The 15,164-nt window shown below is 51.3% G+C and carries 17 protein-coding genes; 6 read left to right on the top strand and 11 right to left on the bottom strand.

Annotation, left to right across the window (positions count from 1 at the left end):
- The 3 genes from KQJ19_RS17570 to nanR all read right to left on the bottom strand — a co-directional run.
- A partial coding sequence (locus KQJ19_RS17570; RefSeq protein ID WP_216403917.1) for an MFS transporter occupies positions 1-348 on the bottom strand: 348 nt, incomplete at its 3' end.
- Between the two features lie 116 nt (positions 349-464).
- On the bottom strand, positions 465-1,358 hold the full coding sequence (nanA, locus tag KQJ19_RS17565; RefSeq protein WP_181635169.1) for an N-acetylneuraminate lyase: 894 nt from the start codon (positions 1,356-1,358) through the stop codon (positions 465-467).
- A 134-nt stretch (positions 1,359-1,492) separates the two neighbouring features.
- Positions 1,493-2,284 carry a transcriptional regulator NanR gene (gene nanR / locus KQJ19_RS17560; RefSeq protein WP_016154704.1) on the bottom strand — a complete coding sequence of 264 codons (792 nt, stop codon included), beginning with the start codon at positions 2,282-2,284 and terminating at the stop codon, positions 1,493-1,495.
- Between the two features lie 359 nt (positions 2,285-2,643).
- On the opposite strand from nanR, the gene dcuC reads away from it, so the two are divergent.
- Positions 2,644-4,011 carry an anaerobic C4-dicarboxylate transporter DcuC gene (gene dcuC / locus KQJ19_RS17555; protein ID WP_019077796.1) on the top strand — a complete coding sequence of 456 codons (1,368 nt, stop codon included), beginning with the start codon at positions 2,644-2,646 and terminating at the stop codon, positions 4,009-4,011.
- Positions 4,012-4,055: 44 nt separating this feature from the next.
- Here the strand turns inward: dcuC and sspB are convergent, their stop codons facing one another.
- The 5 genes from sspB to zapE all read right to left on the bottom strand — a co-directional run bounded on the left by sspB (position 4,056) and on the right by zapE (position 7,702).
- Positions 4,056-4,559 (bottom strand): ClpXP protease specificity-enhancing factor, encoded by a 504-nt coding sequence (sspB, locus tag KQJ19_RS17550; RefSeq protein WP_200052110.1) that lies wholly within the window; start codon positions 4,557-4,559, stop codon positions 4,056-4,058.
- A 5-nt stretch (positions 4,560-4,564) separates the two neighbouring features.
- Positions 4,565-5,203 carry a stringent starvation protein SspA gene (gene sspA, locus KQJ19_RS17545; RefSeq protein ID WP_003025132.1) on the bottom strand — a complete coding sequence of 213 codons (639 nt, stop codon included), beginning with the start codon at positions 5,201-5,203 and terminating at the stop codon, positions 4,565-4,567.
- A 316-nt stretch (positions 5,204-5,519) separates the two neighbouring features.
- A complete protein-coding gene (rpsI, locus tag KQJ19_RS17540) occupies positions 5,520-5,912 on the bottom strand; it encodes a 30S ribosomal protein S9 (protein ID WP_003025138.1) in 393 nt (130 codons plus the stop codon).
- Between the two features lie 15 nt (positions 5,913-5,927).
- Positions 5,928-6,356 carry a 50S ribosomal protein L13 gene (gene rplM, locus KQJ19_RS17535; RefSeq protein ID WP_003025141.1) on the bottom strand — a complete coding sequence of 143 codons (429 nt, stop codon included), beginning with the start codon at positions 6,354-6,356 and terminating at the stop codon, positions 5,928-5,930.
- 218 nt (positions 6,357-6,574) lie between these two features.
- A complete protein-coding gene (zapE, locus tag KQJ19_RS17530) occupies positions 6,575-7,702 on the bottom strand; it encodes a cell division protein ZapE (protein ID WP_019077797.1) in 1,128 nt (375 codons plus the stop codon).
- 192 nt (positions 7,703-7,894) lie between these two features.
- Here zapE and zapG point away from each other — a divergent pair, with 192 nt between their 5' ends.
- The 3 genes from zapG (at position 7,895) to degS (ending at position 10,986) form a co-directional block, all read left to right on the top strand.
- Positions 7,895-8,293, top strand: coding sequence for a Z-ring associated protein ZapG (zapG, locus tag KQJ19_RS17525; protein WP_003025147.1), 399 nt, complete (start codon positions 7,895-7,897; stop codon positions 8,291-8,293).
- A 168-nt stretch (positions 8,294-8,461) separates the two neighbouring features.
- Positions 8,462-9,829: a serine endoprotease DegQ gene (gene degQ / locus KQJ19_RS17520; protein WP_216403916.1), complete on the top strand. Its 1,368-nt coding sequence runs from the start codon at positions 8,462-8,464 to the stop codon at positions 9,827-9,829.
- Between the two features lie 89 nt (positions 9,830-9,918).
- Positions 9,919-10,986: an outer membrane-stress sensor serine endopeptidase DegS gene (gene degS, locus KQJ19_RS17515; protein WP_003025154.1), complete on the top strand. Its 1,068-nt coding sequence runs from the start codon at positions 9,919-9,921 to the stop codon at positions 10,984-10,986.
- Positions 10,987-11,106: 120 nt separating this feature from the next.
- Here degS and mdh read toward each other — a convergent pair whose 3' ends face one another.
- Positions 11,107-12,042: a malate dehydrogenase gene (mdh, locus tag KQJ19_RS17510; RefSeq protein WP_008785953.1), complete on the bottom strand. Its 936-nt coding sequence runs from the start codon at positions 12,040-12,042 to the stop codon at positions 11,107-11,109.
- A gap of 436 nt (positions 12,043-12,478) precedes the next feature.
- Between mdh and argR the strand changes: the two genes are divergently transcribed.
- The gene (gene argR / locus KQJ19_RS17505) at positions 12,479-12,949 is read left to right on the top strand and encodes a transcriptional regulator ArgR (protein WP_003025162.1); all 471 of its coding nucleotides are present in this window, start codon (positions 12,479-12,481) and stop codon (positions 12,947-12,949) included.
- A gap of 376 nt (positions 12,950-13,325) precedes the next feature.
- Complete coding sequence (yhcN, locus tag KQJ19_RS17500) at positions 13,326-13,592, top strand: peroxide/acid stress response protein YhcN (RefSeq protein ID WP_003025165.1); 267 nt, start codon at positions 13,326-13,328, stop codon at positions 13,590-13,592.
- 56 nt (positions 13,593-13,648) lie between these two features.
- On the opposite strand, the gene KQJ19_RS17495 is transcribed toward yhcN, so the two are convergent.
- Together KQJ19_RS17495 and KQJ19_RS17490 are read right to left on the bottom strand one after the other, a co-directional pair.
- Positions 13,649-13,927, bottom strand: a complete 279-nt coding sequence (locus tag KQJ19_RS17495; protein ID WP_016154709.1) for a barnase inhibitor — start codon at positions 13,925-13,927, stop codon at positions 13,649-13,651.
- A 119-nt stretch (positions 13,928-14,046) separates the two neighbouring features.
- Positions 14,047-15,164, bottom strand: a 1,118-nt coding sequence (locus tag KQJ19_RS17490) for an FUSC family protein (RefSeq protein WP_216403915.1), incomplete at its 5' end; no start/stop codon positions are given.

Here is a 15,164-nt window from a genome sequence, read left to right as displayed (position 1 = left end):
CAGGCGGGCGATAAACATGGTGGTGTAGCCCGGCGCGAAGCCGCAGGCCAGCGTCCCCACAGAGAACAGAATGATACTGGTGACCATCGCCAGGCGGCGTCCATAACGGTCGCCCATCGCGCCCAGCATTAACCCGCCAAACCAGCGGGAGATAAAAGCGGCCGAGATCAGACTGGCCGCCTGCACCGTCGTCAGTCCGAATTCGCCTTGTACTTCCGTCAGCACAAGGGCGATTAATACAAAATCAAAACCATCAAGCAAATATCCCAGCCAGGCGGCAGAAAATGCCCGCCATTGTGCCCGATTGAGATGGCGATACCACGGGATGCTCTGGGTAGAAGTACTCATTTTACTCTCCCGACGATCTTTATTTTCGTTGTGGTGCCGGATGGCGGATTCGCCTTATCCGGCCTACGAGTCTTGTTTTTGCAGGCCGGATAAGCATTGTGCTATCCGGCGTCCGATCAGTCGCGTTCCAGCATTAATTGCTGGGCCAGCGCTTTCAGTTCCGGCAGATATTGTTCATCTACCGGGGCAAATGGTTTACGGCACAGCGGAACAGAAACCACGTCCATATAGTGCAATACCGTCTTCAGGCCGCGGAACACGCCAACCTTAATGAGCAGATCGATAACCTTATTGCACTCGGTTTGCAGCTTTTGCGCCGTCTGGATGTCGCCTTCTTTGAGCGCTTTCACAATTCCCTGATAACGCCATCCCATAATGTTGTAAGTGCTACCGATACCGCCATCTGCGCCCGCCAGCAGACCAGAAGCGAAGATCTCGTCATAGCCGTTATAAAGCACCAGATCGGGGTGAGCGCGGCGGATCTGTTCCATCTGATAGAGATCGCCTGAGGTTTGCTTCAGCGCGCCAACGCCCGGCAACGTCACCAGCGTGTTGATCTGATCCAGCGTCAGTTTTACGCCGCTCAGCGCCGGGATGTTATAGACCACCATCGGCAAGCCATCAGCGGAATCAATAATTGCACGGTAGTGATCGCAGTGCTCTTCAAAGCTGAACGGATAGTAAAACGGTGTGACGGCTGAAACCGCATCAAAGCCGTAGCGATGCGCGGCACTCGCCAGCTGTTGGCTCTCTTCGGTACTCACTGTGCCAACGTGAGCGATCAGCGTCACCTTGCCTTTCGCTTCTTCGGCAACAATTTCCAGTACCTGCTCTCTCTCAACGCGGTTTTGGACAAATGCCTCACCCGTAGACCCACCGACATAGAGCCCGTCGATCCCTTGCCCAATGTTGAAACGCACCAGGCGGCGCAGGCTCTCAATGTCCAGTCGCTGTTGGCTATCGAATGGGGTTAACAACGCTGGCATTACGCCTTTTAAATCTCTTGCCATAGCTACCTCTGATGATGATTAGTGTTATCTGACTGCATACCTTTATACCTGTTATACCAGATCAAATAAGCAGCAATACAATACAGAACGCTTATAGTGCGATCTGCCTCACTAAACGATCGTCAGGATCGCGATTACTTACGCAATTTTTTACTTTTGCTAAAGGCGTGCCAGGTTGCGGAAACGCTGTTGAGATGTTCTTGCAGTGCGCGGTCAGCTTCCTCAGGGTCGCGCTGACGAATCGCGTCGACAATAGCGATATGCTGCTGATAACTCACGTTATTGTGCTCATACAACTCTTGGTCGGCTACGGTCGGACGGGCGGCAATCAGCCAGTCTAACAGCGCAACATGGATAGCCATAAAGATGGGATTGCCCGGGATCTCCGCCAGTATGCGGTGAAAATCAACGTCCGAGCGAATGAACAGCGTATTGTCATCGAGCGACTGGCTGTTGATCTCCAGTGCTTTCGCCAGTCTGTCGATTTGCTCATCCGTCGCATGTTCTGCGGCGTATCGTACCAGGCTGGATTCAAAGAACAGTCGCAGCTGTTCGAAGTGGGCAATGCCGCCGGGATGCGCGAGGAAATCTTTCGCCATACCGGACAGCTCGCTGATAATGGTATCAGCTGAAGGACGCGAAACGCGGGCGCGCTCGCCATTGTTGATTTGCACCAGACCTTTGCGTTTTAACGCTGCCAGCGCTTCTCGTACAGAAGGACGGCCCACGTTAAAGAAGGCCATCAGCTCCCGCTCAGACGGTAACTGTTCGCCCTCGCCAAATTCCCGACGACGAATCATCTGCTCCAGTTCTTCTTCAACCATTTCAGACAGCTTTTTACGCGCCAGCGGGCGGTTGCGTAAGCTACGGCCAATGGTGGATGGAGAGTCTTCAGCTTGCGAATCAAATGCGTTCATAGGGCCCATTCAGCTAAGTCGTGGTGACAAATAACAGCGGGTTTATCCTAACACAGGATCGAAAGCAGGGTGAAATGATGGTCAATCAGACTGTCGGGCTTATTGGCGGTCTAACGCATCCGGATATTTTGTTACGCTAAAACATTCAGCTTATCTTTAATTGAAAACAATCATATTCGCTTCGTGAAATTTATGAATATGAACGTGATAAATTATCATAACCATCTATTTTATAACGATAAATAATTTAAACATCGAATTAAAAATAAGATATTCACTCCATAAAAATCGCCCGAAAAAATATAACATCCGTTTGGACAACAGCGTTATTACCGGATTTATCTTCTTCTCTGGCATGGAGTGAAACAATGTTCGGCATCATTATCTCTGTCATCGTTTTATTAACGATGGGTTACCTGATCCTCAAAAACTACAAACCGCAGGTAGTGCTGGCAGCCGCGGGGATCTTCCTGATGATCTGCGGCGTCTGGCTAGGCTACGGCGCGCTGGTCGCTAACGACAAGAGCAGCGGCTATCTACTGGTCGATATTTACAACGAAATTCTGCGTATGCTTTCCAATCGGGCGGCCGGACTAGGGTTATCAATCATGGCAGTAGGTGGTTATGCCCGTTATATGGACAGGATGGGGGCCAGCAGAGCGATGGTTAGCCTGTTAAGCCGCCCGCTTAAGCTAATCCGCTCACCCTATGTTGTTCTTGCCGCCACCTATGTGATTGGTCAGATCATGGCGCAGTTCATCACCAGCGCTTCCGGGTTAGGCATGCTGCTGATGGTGACGCTGTTCCCGACGCTGGTCAGTCTTGGCGTGAGCCGTTTATCCGCGGTGGCAGTCATTGCCACTTCAATGTCAATTGAATGGGGCATTCTGGAAACCAACTCTATTTTTGCCGCGCAGGTGGCGGGCATGAAAATCGCTACCTACTTCTTTCACTATCAGTTACCCGTCGCATCGTGCGTTATCGTCGCCGTCGCTATTGCACATTTTTTCGTTCAGCGGCAGTTTGATAAAAAAGCATTCCCGGAAAGCAACGGATTCGCTGAACAAAAGACGCTGGAAAACGTGCCACCTCTCTATTACGCCATTCTACCCGTCATGCCGTTGCTTCTGATGTTGGGCTCGCTTGCCCTGGCACATATGGGGTTAATGAAAACAGAGCTGAATCTGGTGGTGGTCATGCTGATGAGCATGACGCTGACGATGTTTGTCGAGTTCTTGCATAAACATAATCTGCGCGAAACGATGGATGACGTGCAGGCCTTCTTTGATGGCATGGGAACCCAGTTTGCCAACGTTGTCACGCTGGTGGTCGCCGGTGAGATCTTTGCGAAAGGGTTGACGACTATCGGGACTGTCGACGCTGTAATAAAAGGTGCAGAGCATTCCGGCCTTGGCGGTATCGGCGTGATGATCATCATGGCCGTGGTCATTGCCGCCTGTGCGATTGTCATGGGGTCAGGTAACGCGCCGTTTATGTCTTTTGCCAGCCTGATTCCAGATATTGCCGCCGGACTACATATTCCTGCGGTAGTGATGATTATGCCGATGCATTTTGCTACTACGCTGGCCCGGGCGGTATCCCCCATTACAGCGGTCATTGTGGTGACATCAGGTATTGCGGGCGTATCGCCCTTTGAGGTGGTAAAACGTACGGCCATTCCGATGGCGGTGGGATTTGTGGTCAATATGATAGCCACCATCACGCTGTTTTACTGATCCCGAAGGCAGAAAACAGAACAGGCCCCAAAGGGCCTGTTTTTTTATTTCACTACGCGTAGCGCTGGACGCCCACCGCGAGGCGGCGGCGGAGTGTCATCCGGATCGTTGTCCTCGCCATTGTCAGGCTTATCGCCATCAATGACCGACATGACCGTTTCACTCTCAAAACCAGGTGCGTCGTTGTCGTCATCATTTAAGCTGGCGACATCTTCGTCGTAGGCGGCTTCCGGCTCGAACATAGTACCGGCGCCATTTTCACGAGCATAAATTGCCAGAACTGCCGCCAGCGGTACAGAAACCTGACGCGGCACACCACCGAAGCGCGCGTTAAAGCGCACTTCATCGTTAGCCAGTTCCAGGTTACCCACCGCACGCGGTGCGATATTCAGAACAATTTGCCCATCACGCGCATATTCCATAGGAACCTGCACGTCCTGAAGCGTCACATCCACCACCAGGTGCGGCGTAAGCTGGTTGTCTAACAACCACTCATAGAATGCGCGCAGCAGATACGGACGGCGTGGTGTTAGCTGTGGCAAATCCATACAGGTTAACCCCGGCCCAGACGCATTTCACGTTCAGGCTCAGTCAGAGAAGCCAGGAAAGAATCACGTTCAAAGACGCGAGTCATGTACCCTTTCAGTTCTTTCGAACCTGCACCGTTGAATTCAATGCCCAGCTGCGGTAAACGCCACAGCAGCGGCGCCAGGTAGCAGTCTACCAGGCTGAACTCGTCGCTCAGGAAGTAAGGTTTCTGGCCAAATACTGGTGCAATTGCCAGCAGTTCTTCGCGCAGACGCTTACGCGCGACTTCGGCTTCAGAAGCAGAACCGTTCACGATGACGTTCATCAGCGTGTACCAGTCTTTTTCAATACGCTGCATGTACAGGCGGCTTTCACCACGCGCAACCGGGTAAACCGGCATCAGCGGCGGATGCGGGAAGCGCTCATCCAGGTATTCCATAATGATGCGAGATTCCCACAGGGTCAGCTCACGATCCACCAGTGTCGGTACGCTCTGATTCGGGTTGAGGTCGATCAGATCCTGCGGTGGATTGTCCTTCTCCACATGCTCAATCTCGAAACTAACACCTTTCTCAGCCAGCACAATGCGGACCTGATGGCTATAGATGTCAGTAGGACCAGAAAACAGCGTCATTACCGAACGTTTGTTGGCAGCGACAGCCATGAAAACCTCCAGGTATATTCAGAATTTTTACTGCTACCAGCCACTAAGTGGCCAGCCAGAAGTGATGTCACCCATATTCGGGAAAGCCATTACTGTTCAAAATACAAACAAAAAATGAACGATACCGGACATTTGGGCAGAAAATTGGATGATAGTTTACCAGATTTTGTGACCTTTGTGGTGAGTCGATTCTTGAAATGGGGAAAAAGAGGTGGCAATCAGCGGATTACCGTGGTTATACGGAGAGCAGTAACGATAAAAAAACCCGCCGAAGCGGGTTTTTTCGCAAATTGTCGTCTGCCGAAGCAGAGTACAATTAACGTTTGGAGAACTGAGGACGACGACGTGCTTTACGCAGACCGACTTTCTTACGTTCAACCTGACGAGCATCACGGGTAACGAAGCCAGCTTTACGCAGTTCGCCACGCAGGGATTCGTCGTACTCCATCAGAGCGCGGGTGATACCGTGACGGATCGCACCAGCCTGACCAGAGATACCACCACCTTTAACAGTGATGTACAGATCCAGTTTCTCAACCATGTCGACCAGTTCCAGCGGCTGACGAACTACCATGCGGGCAGTTTCACGACCGAAGTACTGTTCCAGAGAACGTTGGTTGATTACGATTTTACCACTGCCCGGTTTGATGAAAACGCGAGCTGCGGAACTTTTGCGGCGACCAGTGCCGTAGTATTGATTTTCAGCCATTGCCTATAATCCCGATTAGATGTCAAGAACTTGCGGTTGCTGTGCCGCGTGGTTGTGCTCGTTGCCAGCGTAAACTTTCAGTTTACGGAACATAGCACGACCCAGCGGGCCTTTTGGCAGCATGCCTTTAACCGCGATTTCAAGCACACGCTCAGGACGGCGAGCAATCATCTCTTCAAAGGTCGCTTGTTTGATACCGCCGATGTGACCGGTGTGGTGATAGTACACTTTGTCAGTACGCTTGTTGCCAGTTACAGCAACTTTGTCAGCGTTCAGAACGATGATGTAATCACCGGTATCTACGTGCGGAGTATATTCCGCTTTGTGCTTACCGCGCAGGCGCAGAGCCAGTTCGGAAGCCAGACGGCCCAGAGTTTTACCGGTCGCGTCAACAACATACCAGTCGCGTTTTACGGTTTCTGGTTTAGCTGTAAAAGTTTTCATTAAAAGCTTACCCAAATAAATAAGTTACACGTTGGTGAACACCCAAACGTTTTGTCAGTTGAGGTTCACACGACATTGTCCAGCAAACCTACCCCTTCGAATAGCCTATGCCGGCGCATAGAAAGTTTTGGGAAAAAAACTCTCTCGTAACGTGGGGTCGCAAGATTATAGAGAAGTCAGGGTCAAAGATCGACCCCTTTATGTGATTTGCGGCAGGTTTAACCGGCTAAATGTTCCCGCTTCAGATACTCTTCGCTTTGCATCTCCTGCAAACGTGACAAACAACGCTGAAATTCAAACTTCAGACGCTCGCCCTGATAAATTTCATAAAGTGGTGAGGCCGCACTGACCACCAGCTTAACGTGGCGTTCGTAGAACTCATCCACCAGTGCGATAAAACGCCGCGCCTCGCTCTCCATCAGCGTCGTCATGACCGGCACATCAGACAACAGCACCGTATGAAACAGACGCGATAGCGCAATGTAGTCATGCTGACTACGCGCATCGACACAGAGCGTGGTGAACGACACCGCCAGCGTTTGGTTTTCGACGGCCAGCGTCTGCATCGGACGATGATTGATCTCCAGCGTCGGAGCGTGTTCACCTTTCGTTCCCGCTAATGCCAGCCACAGCTTGTCCATCTGCTGGCGGGTTTCCTCATTCAGTGGCGACAACCACAAATGCGCCTGCGTTAAGGTGCGCAGACGATAATCGACGCCAGCATCGACATTCATGATGTCACAATGCTGTTTGATGGCATCAATGGCAGGAAGAAAACGCGTGCGTTGCAAACCGTTGCGATACAGCTCATCAGGCGGAATATTGGAGGTTGCCACCAGCGTAATACCACGGGCAAACAGCGCCTTCATCAGACCGCCGAGCAGCATGGCGTCGGTGATGTCAGAAACAAAAAATTCGTCAAAGCACAGCACGTCCGTTTCAGCCTTAAAGCGGTCGGCAATGATCTCCAGCGGATCGCTCTGCCCCTGCAGGGCCGTAAGCTCTTCATGGACGCGCAGCATAAAACGATGAAAGTGCAAACGCTGTTTACGCCCGCCCGGCAGGCTATGGTAGAACAGATCCATCAGCCACGTTTTTCCTCGCCCGACTCCGCCCCACATATACAGACCACGCACTGGCGCGTTGGTCGGTGACTCACGCTTTCCCAGCAATTTGCCAAAACGCGCCATCAGTCCGCTCTCCTGCGGCGCAGGACGTGCTGGCGTCGAAAGCGCCTGGAAAATTGTTTCCAGTCGATTCACTGCTTCTTGTTGTACGTTGTCGGGCTGATGACTGCCGTCTTTGAGGGCTTGCTGGTAACGCGATGTCGGGGAAAGGCTTTGCATGATGTTATTGTTATTCCTTGAGAATCGATGTGCCGTCGCTCACGGTTGACGAAAAAAAGGCCGTTCTACATTACGTGATATAAACACGGGATTCCACTTCTACGGGATTAGCGGTTATAGTGGCATAATCAGGCGCAGGCATGGAGCCTAAAGCCAACACCCTACGGAAACACAAGACAACGGGAGATGTTCATGACCTGGGAATATGCGCTAATTGGGTTAGTCGTCGGTATCATTATTGGTGCTGTAGCCATGCGTTTTGGTAATCGTAAATTACGCCAACAGCAGGCATTGCAGTACGAACTGGAAAAAAATAAAGCTGAGCTGGAAGAGTACCGCGAAGAGCTGGTGAGCCACTTTGCCCGCAGCGCTGAACTGCTGGATAACATGGCGGACGATTATCGTCAGATCTACCAGCATATGGCGAAAAGCTCCAGCAACCTGCTGCCGGGTATGTCACCGGAAAATAATCCGTTCCGTAATCGTCTGGCAGAATCCGAAGCGGGTAACGATCAGGCGCCGGTTCAGATGCCGCGTGACTATTCTGAAGGCGCATCTGGCCTGCTGCGTAGTGGCGCAAAGCGCGACTAACTGCACATCGTTAAGAAATTTATTGGGCGCAGCAATTGCGCCCTCCGCTTCTCTTCCTGTCCCAGCTATTATTTAGTCGTTAGCCTCATTGTGACCAAACCGAAAATTCAATAACATCAAATTGTTTTGAATCATCTTCCGTTTACTCAAGGTACGAGAGCAGGATCCATGAAAAAACAAACCCAGCTGTTGAGTGCATTAGCGTTAAGTGTCGGGTTAACTCTCTCGGCGCCATTCCCAGCCGCAGCGTCGATTCCCGGCCAGGTTCCCGGTCAGGCTGCGCTCCCCAGCCTCGCCCCGATGCTGGAGAAAGTGTTACCTGCCGTGGTGAGCGTAAGGGTCGAAGGCACCGCCACTCAGGGGCAGAAAGTCCCGGAAGAGTTCAAAAAGTTTTTTGGTGATGAACTTCCCGATCAACCTGCACAACCTTTTGAAGGGCTGGGTTCCGGGGTCATCATTGATGCCGCCAAAGGCTACGTCCTGACCAATAATCACGTCATCAATCAGGCGCAAAAAATCAGCGTCCAGCTTAACGATGGCCGTGAGTTCGACGCTAAGCTTATCGGCAGCGACGACCAGAGCGATATCGCTCTGCTGCAAATTCAACACCCCAGCAACCTGACGCAAATTGCCATTGCCGACTCCGACAAACTCCGCGTCGGTGATTTCGCGGTGGCCGTGGGTAACCCGTTTGGTTTGGGGCAAACGGCCACCTCCGGCATCGTATCGGCTTTGGGTCGCAGCGGGTTGAACCTGGAAGGTCTGGAAAACTTTATTCAGACCGACGCTTCCATCAACCGGGGTAACTCCGGCGGCGCGTTGCTAAACCTCAATGGTGAGCTGATTGGCATTAACACCGCGATTCTGGCCCCCGGCGGCGGTAGCATCGGTATTGGTTTTGCGATCCCGAGCAATATGGCACGCACGCTGGCGCAGCAACTGATGCAGTTTGGTGAAATCAAACGTGGTCTGCTGGGAATTAAAGGCACCGAAATGACCGCCGATATCGCCAAAGCGTTCAAACTGGACGTGCAGCGCGGCGCGTTTGTCAGCGAGGTTCTGCCTAACTCTGGCTCCGCAAAAGCAGGTGTGAAGTCTGGTGATGTCATTACCAGCCTCAACGGCAAACCGCTCAACAGCTTCGCCGAACTGCGTTCACGCATAGCGACAACCGAACCAGGGACCAAAGTCAAACTGGGCCTGCTGCGTAACGGTAAACCGCTGGAGGTTGAAGTAACCCTGGATACCAGTACATCATCGTCCGCCAGCGCGGAGATGATTGCTCCTGCGTTGCAAGGGGCTACGCTCAGTGACGGTCAGCTTAAAGACGGCACCAAAGGCATCAAAATTGATAACGTTGAAAAAAGTAGCCCAGCCGCGCAGGCCGGTCTGCATAAAGATGACGTTATCATTGGCGTTAACCGCGATCGTGTAAACTCGATCGCCGAAATGCGTAAAGTGCTGGAAACGAAACCGTCGATCATCGCTCTGCAGGTAGTTCGTGGTAACGAGAGTATTTACCTGCTCCTGCGTTAACGCATGCAACCGGACATCAGCCCCCCGTGTGATGTCCGGTAAACTCGTGATATGCTGCTGCCGTTCCCTTTATTAATGACGCCGCCATCATGTTTGTGAAGCTTTTACGTTCGGTCGCGATTGGTTTAATCGTCGGCGCTATTCTGCTGGCCGCGATGCCCTCTCTGCGAAAAATAAATACGCTTACCGCGCCACAGTTCGACAGTGCAGATGAAACGCCCGCCAGCTATAACCCGGCGGTTCGCCGTGCAGCGCCTGCCGTCGTTAACGTTTATAACCGTAGTATGAACAGCACAGCGCATAACCAGCTTGAGATCCGCACACTCGGCTCAGGCGTTATCATGGATCAGCGCGGCTATATCATTACCAATAAGCACGTCATTAATGATGCCGACCAAATCATCGTCGCGTTGCAGGATGGGCGTGTATTCGAAGCGCTGCTAGTGGGTTCTGATACATTAACCGATCTTGCGGTGCTGAAAATCAACGCGACTGGCGGACTGCCGACAATTCCAATTAATAACAAACGCGTGCCGCACATCGGCGATGTCGTCCTCGCCATTGGTAACCCGTACAACCTTGGGCAAACCATCACTCAGGGGATTATCAGCGCCACCGGTCGTATTGGCCTGAACCCGACTGGACGGCAAAACTTCCTGCAAACGGATGCCTCCATCAACCACGGCAACTCCGGCGGCGCGCTGGTCAACTCGCTGGGCGAGTTAATGGGTATTAACACGCTGTCATTTGATAAGAGCAACGATGGCGAAACCCCGGAAGGGATCGGCTTTGCTATTCCGTTTCAGTTGGCAACCAAAATCATGGATAAGCTGATTCGTGACGGGCGCGTGATTCGTGGCTACATCGGCATCAGCGGTCGCGAAATTGCGCCGCTGCACGCCCAGGGCGGCGGGATGGATCAAATTCAGGGGATTGTGGTTAACGAAGTGGCCCCAGACGGTCCGGCTGCGCAGGCAGGAATTCAGGTTAACGATCTGATTATTTCGGTCAATAACAAACCGGCAGTATCTGCGCTGGAGACCATGGACCAGGTGGCAGAGATTCGCCCTGGTTCGGTTATCTCTGTTGTCGTGATGCGTGATGACAAGCAGTTGACGCTGCAGGTAACGATTCAGGAATACCCGGCTACAAACTAAATCACAAACGAAATGATGTAAAAAAACCGGAGATAGCTCCGGTTTTTTTATGCGTCAAATTCGCGATATTTGTAGGACGGATAAAGCGTTAAACACCGCCATCCTGCCTACATAAAGGCGTTATTTAACGAACTCTTCACCCAGGGTGATATCTTTCTTCAGCGTATCCAGCATACCTTCCAGCGAGCTCTGCTCAAATGCGCTCAGCTTGCCGATAGACTGGCGTTCTTCTACGCCGTTTTTACCCAACAGCAGCGGCTGAGAGAAGAAGCGAGCATACTGGCCGTCGCCTTCAACGTAAGCACATTCAACCACGCCTTTTTCGCCGCTCAGCGCGCGAACCAGTGACAGGCCGAAACGTGCTGCAGCCTGACCCATAGACAGGGTTGCAGATCCGCCACCGGCTTTAGCTTCCACAACTTCAGTACCCGCATTCTGGATACGTTTGGTCAGGTCAGCCGCTTCTTGCTCAGTGAAGCTCACGCCAGGGATTTGTGACAACAGCGGGAGAATGGTCACGCCAGAGTGGCCGCCAATAACCGGGACTTCAACGTCACCAGGCTGCTTGCCTTTCAGTTCCGCAACAAAGGTGTTGGAGCGGATGATGTCCAGCGTGGTCACGCCAAACAGTTTGTTCTTATCGTATACGCCTGCTTTTTTCAGCACTTCTGCAGCGATAGCAACGGTCGTGTTCACTGGGTTGGTGATGATACCGATACATGCTTTCGGGCAGGTTTTAGCAACCTGCTGCACCAGGTTCTTCACGATACCGGCGTTAACGTTGAACAGGTCGGAACGATCCATACCCGGTTTACGTGCGACACCCGCAGAGATCAGTACCACATCAGCACCTTCCAGTGCAGGGGTAGCGTCTTCGCCGCTGAAGCCTTTGATTTTCACAGCAGTAGGGATATGGCTCAAATCAACGGCCACGCCAGGCGTTACTGGAGCGATGTCGTACAGGGAGAGTTCTGAACCTGAAGGCAGTTGGGTTTTTAACAGTAATGCTAGCGCCTGACCGATACCACCAGCAGCGCCGAGGACTGCAACTTTCATCCTAAACTCCTTATTATATTGATAAGCAAAGTGTCTATTGCTCCGCGGCGGCGACCTTAATTCACAAATCCAACGAATACAACAACCACGCGTCAAGAATGCGTAGTCACGCAAATTTGGCTTTTATGCATTTAACTTACGTAAAATAAAACCTAAGTTACGTAATTCAAAACCACCCGCACAGTAGAGCAACTTTCCAACAGGTGCTGACAATATACCCTACCCACCTCTCAAAACAACATCAATTTGATAACATTTAATTTACTTTTAACCTTATTTGCGAGCCGTGACACAGGCATGTTTCTTGATAACGAAATTTGATAAAATTCCGCTCTTTCATAACATTATTTCAGCCTTGAACAAGGCAGACTGTTTGCATAAAAATTCATCTGTATGCACAATAATGTTGTTTCTACCGCCATATTACGGGTGACTTATGCGAAGCTCGGCAAAACAAGAAGAATTAGTAAAGGCGTTTAAAGCGCTACTTAAAGAAGAAAAGTTCAGCTCTCAGGGCGAAATCGTCCTCGCGTTGCAGGATCAGGGCTTTGATAATATCAATCAGTCCAAGGTTTCTCGCATGCTGACCAAGTTCGGCGCCGTGCGTACCCGCAATGCGAAAATGGAAATGGTGTACTGCCTGCCGGCAGAGTTAGGGGTACCTACAACATCCAGTCCACTGAAAAATCTGGTATTGGATATCGATTACAACGATGCAGTTGTGGTTATTCATACCAGCCCTGGTGCTGCTCAGTTGATTGCACGTCTGCTGGACTCATTAGGTAAAGCGGAAGGTATTCTGGGTACAATTGCCGGTGACGATACCATCTTCACCACCCCAGCTAAGGGTTTTACGGTAAAAGATTTGTACGAAGCCATTCTGGAACTGTTTGAACAAGAGCTGTAATACTTCCTCCCCGTCGCCTCGCGGCGGGGGAAAAACCTCTGTTTCCACCCTCCTCCCTCTATTATCTACTGTCATTGATTTAACAAATGGTGCGTTTAACCGTCAAAAGTCATTCACATAGCGAATATGAAGAGTTAAAAACGCACATTTTGCCAAAATTCATATATCAATGATTTAATTGAATTTATTATAAAACCAATGTTTAAAACCCTATTTTTTATTCTGTTTGGTTATAAAAAATATTTTTCTTAACACTTTATCCACATGGAAACAATTAGCGTGGTATTAATTTATCGAGTGATTAGTGTATACTTGATTTCGTGATGAGGGTCACGAAACGCAGACCCCAATAAAAGAATTCGACGAGGTAAATATCATGAAAATCAAAACAACTATTGCAACCTTAAGCCTTCTTTCTGTTCTCTCTTTCGGTGCAAGCGCCGCAGTGACTCAGGTGAACTCACAAGAAGCACAGAACCTGCAATCCATGGGCAGCATCTCCGTATCTCAGATCGGTAGCTCACCAATGGACATGCGTCAGGCCATCGCCGCTAAAGCTGAAAAAGCGGGTGCCAGCAGCTATCGCGTCACTGAACTCCGTGAAGGCGCTCACTGGCACGCGACTGCAGAACTCTACAAATAAACCCTCGTCGTCTAGTCCGACGACTTGCCCCCGCCTGCCGGGGGCTTTTTTATGCCTTACATTGAGTGACGAACGTTAAAGCGCAGCTGTCCTTCCAGCTCTTCTTCCGCTTCATCGAACAGTAAAATCAGCGCGCCGTATCGCCTGCGTAACTTGTCCGGCAAATGAACAAATTCAATCTCCAGCGGCAGCGGTAAAACGTCCCCGATAACCACCTCCCACAGAGAATCTAAATCAACCACCTTTTCCCGGGCGAGACCGAACGCGCGCGTAAACTCACGGTAGAAATCCCCCTGGTCTTCTATCTCGTCAAAATCAAATGTATAGATGTTCATCTATAGCCACCATCCCGACGCCAGTCACTCTACAGACCATCAATATGCAGGAACCTCCTGCATTTTCAGGTAAGTATAGCCATAAAAAAACCGACGCCTTTAGCGTCGGTTTCCAACTCTTAATTACTGGTCAGCGCATGCTGGTATTTGTGCAGCATCCCGCTAAGTCGTTTTACCGGCTCGGTCACCTGCGGTGGCGCTTGCCAGATGATTAATTTCTCCTGATAAATCTCAAGCTCTTCCAGCAACTGGCTAAAGTAGCGTCGGCGCTTGTCGTCGTTGCCTGCGGAAATCACGTGATCCGCAGTGCGACGAAGCTGGCGATGGAACGTGGATAGATCCTCGTTTACCGGTATCGGCGCATCGCGCAGGCGCTGATGCGCAATGATCATCGTCAGCGCCAGGCGAAACTTCGCCAGGTCGCCGGGAAATTTGTTCATCAGCAAAAACAGCTGCTGATAAAGCGCCGGGAGATGGTTTTCTTTACGACGTACCACGTTGGTGGTCATCGCTGAAACCGCCGCCGAGACAAACTGGTTGAGCAACACGCGACCCGTTCTGTCACGAGAGTTATCGCGCACCAACAAAATGACGATAAATGCCAGCACGCAGCCAACAATTTGCCCCAGCGCACTGTCAAGGAACTGGCTAAAGTGGAAGGTCATCGGGTTATCCAGCACGATGATATTAATAGTGCTGGCCAGCGCCCCCATTGATCCCAGCCGTCGTTTCTGTACCTCTATACCCAGAAAGAACCCCAGCACCGCCAGGCTCAGGCACAGTAACAACATGCTTTGTTGCGTATTGGGGATAATCACCAGGAAATAGAGCGCCCCGAGCGGTAACGCCGCCAACGTACCGTAAATAAAGTCTATCGCCACCATGCGCGGGTTGGGCAAACGCATTGCCAGCGAAGTGACAACCGCAATCATCACCATTGCGCCGCTGCCGGAGGTCCATCCGGTCCATAGCCAGAATAAAGTTCCCAGCACACAAGAAAGCGTGGTGCGCCAGAAGTTGACCATCGCATGATGGCGCTCGGCAGACTCCACCTTCACTACTGGCTCACCTTGCAGGATCTCTTCTTCCGTGGCGCTAATTTTGGTATTACTCACTACACCGCGTTTGAGCAACAAGTAGCGCGTCGCGGCGCCTGCCCAACTATATATCGTGATCGGCGTTTCGCGTTCGCCGGTCCAGGCAATCACCCGCCGCATCCGCTTCAACTGTTTATGAA

It is taken from the genome of Citrobacter sp. S46_ASV_140, assembly GCF_018919545.1.
GTDB classification, from domain to species: domain Bacteria; phylum Pseudomonadota; class Gammaproteobacteria; order Enterobacterales; family Enterobacteriaceae; genus Citrobacter; species Citrobacter braakii.
The sequence above is the reverse complement of the archived record's forward strand: the minus strand, read 5'-3'. Positions and strand labels throughout refer to the sequence as shown.

Bases quoted from the DNA above. Each gene is read 5' to 3' on its own strand.
- nanA (WP_181635169.1), bottom strand. From the start codon at position 1,358: ATGGCAAGAGATTTAAAAGGCGTAATGCCAGCGTTGTTAACCCCATTC.
- nanR (WP_016154704.1), bottom strand. From the start codon at position 2,284: ATGGGCCCTATGAACGCATTTGATTCGCAAGCTGAAGACTCTCCATCC.
- dcuC (WP_019077796.1), top strand. From the start codon at position 2,644: ATGTTCGGCATCATTATCTCTGTCATCGTTTTATTAACGATGGGTTAC.
- sspB (WP_200052110.1), bottom strand. From the start codon at position 4,559: ATGGATTTGCCACAGCTAACACCACGCCGTCCGTATCTGCTGCGCGCA.
- sspA (WP_003025132.1), bottom strand. From the start codon at position 5,203: ATGGCTGTCGCTGCCAACAAACGTTCGGTAATGACGCTGTTTTCTGGT.
- rpsI (WP_003025138.1), bottom strand. From the start codon at position 5,912: ATGGCTGAAAATCAATACTACGGCACTGGTCGCCGCAAAAGTTCCGCA.
- rplM (WP_003025141.1), bottom strand. From the start codon at position 6,356: ATGAAAACTTTTACAGCTAAACCAGAAACCGTAAAACGCGACTGGTAT.
- zapE (WP_019077797.1), bottom strand. From the start codon at position 7,702: ATGCAAAGCCTTTCCCCGACATCGCGTTACCAGCAAGCCCTCAAAGAC.
- zapG (WP_003025147.1), top strand. From the start codon at position 7,895: ATGACCTGGGAATATGCGCTAATTGGGTTAGTCGTCGGTATCATTATT.
- degQ (WP_216403916.1), top strand. From the start codon at position 8,462: ATGAAAAAACAAACCCAGCTGTTGAGTGCATTAGCGTTAAGTGTCGGG.
- degS (WP_003025154.1), top strand. From the start codon at position 9,919: ATGTTTGTGAAGCTTTTACGTTCGGTCGCGATTGGTTTAATCGTCGGC.
- mdh (WP_008785953.1), bottom strand. From the start codon at position 12,042: ATGAAAGTTGCAGTCCTCGGCGCTGCTGGTGGTATCGGTCAGGCGCTA.
- argR (WP_003025162.1), top strand. From the start codon at position 12,479: ATGCGAAGCTCGGCAAAACAAGAAGAATTAGTAAAGGCGTTTAAAGCG.
- yhcN (WP_003025165.1), top strand. From the start codon at position 13,326: ATGAAAATCAAAACAACTATTGCAACCTTAAGCCTTCTTTCTGTTCTC.
- KQJ19_RS17495 (WP_016154709.1), bottom strand. From the start codon at position 13,927: ATGAACATCTATACATTTGATTTTGACGAGATAGAAGACCAGGGGGAT.